Source organism: Halomonas sp. AOP25-F1-15, assembly GCF_052378675.1.
GTDB lineage: Bacteria > Pseudomonadota > Gammaproteobacteria > Pseudomonadales > Halomonadaceae > Vreelandella > Vreelandella casei.
Window position 1 is genome coordinate 1 of sequence record NZ_JBQSXV010000014.1, and the last position, 5,407, is coordinate 5,407.

Annotated in this window: 6 protein-coding genes; all 6 read left to right on the forward strand. The window is 51.0% G+C overall.

The genetic code is table 11. The features are described 5' to 3' along the window. The first annotated feature begins 509 nt into the window (after positions 1–509). The 6 genes from ACT3TF_RS17075 (at position 510) to ACT3TF_RS17100 (ending at position 5,353) form a co-directional block, all read left to right on the forward strand. A complete protein-coding gene (locus tag ACT3TF_RS17075; protein WP_444672628.1) occupies positions 510–1,181 on the forward strand; it encodes a hypothetical protein in 672 nt (223 codons plus the stop codon). Between the two features lie 1,327 nt (positions 1,182–2,508). Beyond that, positions 2,509–2,961 carry a hypothetical protein gene (locus ACT3TF_RS17080; RefSeq protein ID WP_442347292.1) on the forward strand — a complete coding sequence of 151 codons (453 nt, stop codon included), beginning with the start codon at positions 2,509–2,511 and terminating at the stop codon, positions 2,959–2,961. A 138-nt stretch (positions 2,962–3,099) separates the two neighbouring features. Continuing rightward, on the forward strand, positions 3,100–3,525 hold the full coding sequence (locus ACT3TF_RS17085) for an isochorismatase family protein (RefSeq protein WP_444672629.1): 426 nt from the start codon (positions 3,100–3,102) through the stop codon (positions 3,523–3,525). A gap of 26 nt (positions 3,526–3,551) precedes the next feature. Next, entirely contained in the window at positions 3,552–3,779 is a 228-nt protein-coding gene (locus ACT3TF_RS17090; protein WP_444672630.1) for a hypothetical protein, read from the forward strand. A gap of 818 nt (positions 3,780–4,597) precedes the next feature. Continuing rightward, positions 4,598–4,969, forward strand: coding sequence for a hypothetical protein (locus ACT3TF_RS17095; protein ID WP_444672631.1), 372 nt, complete (start codon positions 4,598–4,600; stop codon positions 4,967–4,969). A 231-nt stretch (positions 4,970–5,200) separates the two neighbouring features. Continuing rightward, positions 5,201–5,353, forward strand: a complete 153-nt coding sequence (locus ACT3TF_RS17100) for a DUF1971 domain-containing protein (protein WP_444672632.1) — start codon at positions 5,201–5,203, stop codon at positions 5,351–5,353. The last annotated feature ends 54 nt before the right edge of the window (positions 5,354–5,407 follow it).

Sequence of the window (5,407 nt, forward strand, 5' to 3'; positions counted from 1 at the left end):
GTTTTAAAGGTACATCTGCGTGGAACCAGAAGAACTAATATTGCCCAGCGATGGGAGTTGTAAGTGGGCCGGCATGGGCGACTATGTACTAATTTCCCCTGATGCTAACCACCGTGCATCTCTCATGTATGCCGGCGAGCCCCCTCACGGTGACTCCTACTATAAGCTAACTGTTGACGGTAAAAAGTTCCCGGGCTATGTATGGGGTTGCCTTTTTGCCTATTCAAAAGACTCGCGTTATCTAGCTCTGAGTTGGATGGAGAAATTAGTTGAGCGAAAAACGGTTGTCATTGATTCAGAGACCAGAAAATACTTTGTGCTACCAGAGTACATTCACAGCTTTAACTTAGTCTGGCCTGTGTTGCGCTCAACCTCACAAGAGACAAAATATGAGTTCGACGGAAGTGAAGCTTGGATAGCGTATTAAAACCTAACAAGTGGTTCAAATCGTTCGCTTCGCTCTCTGGGACGGGCTAAAGCCCGCCCCTTAACCAAACGTTAGGGTCTACATGTCCGATAAACTGTTTAACAAACTCAACAAGCTGCGCCTCAATGCGCAAAAAAAAGGCCATTTTGTTGTTGACGCTGCTGCGTCGTGCCTCACCGAGAACCCAGAGTCCCTAGATTATCAAATTAATCTTGTGGGCTCCCTTCACGAAACCGGGGCTTTGCGGAACTCTCTTTCCCCATATTGGATGGAATTTCGAAAAACAGAAGAGGCATGGGCAAATCGTTGCATCACACGGCTTATATCGAATGATCGAGACTACTGGGCTGTCGCGGCACTGCTTGGATGTAGCGCTGGGACTGTTGTCCTAGAGGCCCAGCGGCTGGCGTTTGTCGTAGTGTCGGTAAGAAGTTACGAGAGATACGATCTGCCGGTTGTACATGTGGCCACTATGGCCATTAGTCGTGCAGACAGGATTCTTTCGCCACTTCTGGAAATCGGGTGGGATATAAAGAGCGAAGAACTCGTTGATTGTGTAAGGGCGCGCGCCGTTTTATTAGACACCGAAGAAGTTTTAGACGGATCGCTGGTAGGAGAAGGCAGCATGACTTATTTCTGTCGAGCGACACTTCCACATGGGTCCTGGCGCGCCGCGTCACTCCCCTTTTCGATTCCTGCTGCCGCAGTCGTGAGTGGTGCCAGCCCTAACCCGAAATTCAAGCGAGATGCTTAACGGCGCCGATTGATTAAAATGTAAGTCCGCTCTTTTTAGTCTCCCACGATTAATCGCGCCCTCTCTCTTTCTCCTCACAACTGCGCGTTGTTAAGCGCTTCGCATGAGAAGCACTGGTTTCATGCCAAATTTTCCTGTAGCGCGCGTCCAGCTTGCGCAAGCAGCTTTCATTTTCATAGCCTCGTGGGAACTTTGCCTCATAGTTGGCTCGGTTCTAACTCGGCGTTGCAGTGGACGGCTACGCCGCTCACTGAACTTGGCCGTTAGGGGATAAGTATGAATTTGAGTCTTTTACAGAAGTTGTTCATCTGGCTAGCCGCTTCTATGCTCATAGCGCTCGCACTGCGCTGGATCTTTATCATTCTATTCACGACTTACCGCCCACAGCTCCATTGGCCGCTGAGCGTAGTGGCTGCAGCCACATTAATTTACGCTTTAGGGCTCGTCATTCTTAATCGATGGGCAGTTGTTCTTTTGTTTGCAGCGTCGGTGCTTCTGTTCACCGGTTTGGTCTGGCTGCAGCTTCCTGCGTCGTTTACGAATCCATTTCTAGTATGCGCGACATTAGCGTGTGTGCTCTATTGCGGCGTTCTACTCCCCGCCGTAGTGCCCCTAACAGGTCGCTGCAGTTGACCGCCCAAAACGCTGCCGCGTTTCGGGTTCCCTCCGCGCTTCGCGCTCCGGCGGCCAACTGAGCTTAGGCTTTATGCAACAGTGGAGGTTTAATGTCACCTAATTTAGAAAAGCTACTGGCGGCGGTTGAAAATTACGCGGAGAAATATCGAAATCCGACTCTACAGCCGTTCGAGAGTTCTGCGCCTTATGACATGTCACCCGAACTGGGCCCCGCATCTATCAAGTGCTTTGCTCAATGGCCTGAAGTGTGGCCTCACGCCGGTCGTGCCGGGATATACGCTTTTCTTAACAAGGATTTGAACGTGGTTTACGTGGGAAAGGCTTCAGGTAGAAGCTCTTTAGGAGCCCGTATTTCATCGTATTGCGGCTACGCGTCAGATCGATCGTGTCGTTTTTACCATGAATGGAGCAGTTTTCCTCGGTATGTTCTCACCGTCGCGGTCCCCGAGAAAACTCGCTTTGAAGCACCGGCTCTAGAGGAGTATCTAATCAGTACGCTAGGACCTAGCGATAATTCGGCCGGCATAGAGCGCTAGATATGCAGTCGCATAACAAATCGTTGGAGAGGGACTTTTGTTCCGCACGCTGCGCGTGCTCCACAAAAGCCCCTCAACTCAGGCGTTATCAGGGCAATGCTGCATCTGATAGAGGACTTTTGGTTATGCTAGAGTTTTAAATGTGAGGTATGACAATGAAGCCTTTCTCCGTACTGCTGATTCGATTACTCGCCATTTACCTCGCCATAAACCCGCTCTTAAACGTATCGAGACTGCTGTTTGGCCCAAGCCTGGAACTGGATGCAACCTTATCCCAGTGGCTACCAGGCCTAGTAGCAACCACCGTTATGCCTTTCATCGCGGGTGTTGCATTGTGGTTTTCTGCTGGATTACTGGCCCATAAGATTCATGAAAGTGATAGCACTTACTCAGCCTTATCCATCAGCGAGACAGGTTTGGTACGGGCAGGTAGTTTCTTAATTGGCGTGTATCTTTTCGTTCAGCACCTAGGCACGGTAATTAGCCAGTGGGCGTGGGGCGGAATAGTGGCTTACGGTTCGCTGGCAGTGGTTGTACTCAGTATTGGATTAATGCTGGGCACACGCTTTTTAGGCAAGCTGTATAGAAGGTTGAAGTATTTTGAGTAATCAACTTGCCGTCCTGATGATCATTTATATGCGGCGAGGTATGAGCGACCCCGCCGCTGGTGAGCGCAATAATCCAGATGCTGAAGATAATATAATCTCTGCTTATAAAATGGCGTAATGTTGGCGGGTTAGTGGTGTATGTACGCCATATCTCACGCTCCCCCGGCTCGCCATTTTGGCCGGGGCAGCCTAGGCGCAGAGTTCCAGCCCGTACTAGCCCCGCAATCTAACGAGCACGTCGTGGAAAAGAGCGTACCCTGTGCATTTACTCATTCAGGTTTAGAGCGCTGGCTTCACCTTCGCGGGGTCAAGCGGCTGGTTATCGTCGGTGTGAGTACCAGCAATTCGGTTGAAGCCACCGCTCGCAACGTAGGAAATCTTGGTTTTGATACCCAGGTAGTCGCTGACGCTACGTTTACCTTTGCCAAGCAGGACTACTCAGGCACTTATCGCACTGCAGATGAAGTGCATGCTATGTCACTGACTAATTTGGAAGGGGAGTATGCGGCTATTGTGAGTAGTGGTGATGTGTTGTTCATGAATGCGTTACAACCCACTCATTAACTTGCCGAATCAGTAAGGCTAGCCTAGTGGATAAGGTCACAGGTATTTATAAAATATACTTTTCAAAAGTGGCCACCCGCTATTGCGATATATTATCGAATTTTCTCAAAAAGCCAGCGTGGCCACCTCTGCTGTTATTAATTGCCGCCTGCCATGCCCTCCTGCCGGAAAGTAGCGGTTCAAGATATGTGGGTATCATTTATTTATTAGCGATTGCCCCTCATGCGCAAAAAGCAAAACGAGAAGGCGCATGAATTTTTAATATGTAGCCAAAATTTGCTTTGCTATCAATAGAATCAATGAGGTAGATTTGATCAAGGCGGCTAGATAACCTCAATGAACGCGCTGGCACGTTCATTGAGGTTATGCAGCCGGGTATATAATCACTGTTGGGCCGCGGAATTCGCATTCTCTTTGTGCGGCTTCCCACGACTGGCAGGTCACAGGCAAAGCCCGCTCCACCAGCAAGCGTGCCGTCGCTTCACTCTGGTGCCAGCACTGGGCAAGCCGGCTACTTCGGAGACATGCATGCACCGGATTTCTAGAGCCATCGCTGGCAAAGCCCCGCCTCCGGTCGGCGTGTCGTACAGTCGGGTCAACCGGCTTCGGGCTGACTGCCCGCGCCCCAACAAGTCATTCAAGCCGATGCCGCTTCGCGGCACGGCTTAATTCAAGGGTTGGGCCGCGGAATTCGCATTCTCTTTGTGCGGCTTCCCACGACTGGCAGGTCCCAGGCAAAGCCCGCTCCACCAGAACGCGCGCCGCTGCTTCACTCTGGCGCCATCGCTGGGCAAGCCGGCTCATTTCGGAGACATGGATGCACCGGATTTCTGGTTCCACCATCGGCACAGCCCCGCGCTCGGCAGCGCTGCCGTACAGTCGGGTCAACCGGCTTCGGGCTGACTGCCCGCGCCCCAACAAGTCATTCAAGCCGATGCCGCTTCGCGGCACGGCTTAATTCAGGCGTTAGATGTAAAGAGGGTCCATGGACTTAACTACAGCCCAGATTGGAAAATGCGGGGAATTTTTAGTTCAGTACCGTTTCCTATTGTGCGGAATAGAGTCCGCGCCCATGAGTACTGACACCGGAGTCGATCTGGTTGCTTATTCTCCGAAAGACGGTGATGCGCGGACGATACAGGTGAAAACAAACAAAAAAGCAAAGCCTGGCGGTGGTTCGGGCAAGTTGGCGCTTGACTGGTGGCTTCGCGATGACTCACCCGCGGAATTGGTCGCTTTCGTTGATCTCGCAAGCGAGCGAGTTTGGCTGATGACTCATTCGGAGGTTGAGCAAAATGCGCAGCAGCACTCAGGTGGTCGCTTTCATCTATATATGTACACCGATCCAACTGTTCGCCCAACTAAGAAAGATCGTCTTGTCCATCAGTGGGAATTCGAGCGCTTTCTTTTGGAAAATCATGTGCATGCTACGTTCAGCATCTAACAAATCGCTGCAGTTGACCGCCCAAAGCGCTGCCGCGCTTCGGGTTCCCTCCACGGCCTGCGGCCGTTCCGACGGCAACTGAGCTTCGGCGTTAGAAGGCAACCCAACTTGAAGCCGTTACCGAACAGCGTTACTCCATACAAGAAAACCCCAGACTTTGATGAGCATACAATGCCTAAAGGGCTGCTGAACGAGCACCAAATCAAGGAATTCATATGAGGAAAAATTGTGGTGCTGGAGGGCAAACTACAGTACACAATCAACGAGCCAGTAAAAGAAGTTATTATTCTTGATCCGGAAAATAGTGGTGTCGTAGAACCGACCATACGGCATGAGGTTAAGCCTTTAGGCAAGGTGCGGTTCTGTATTGAAGTTTATCAGTAGGTCGCCTTCTAACAAGTCGCTCAAGGTTCGCGCACTGGACAGCCTCAATCGTGC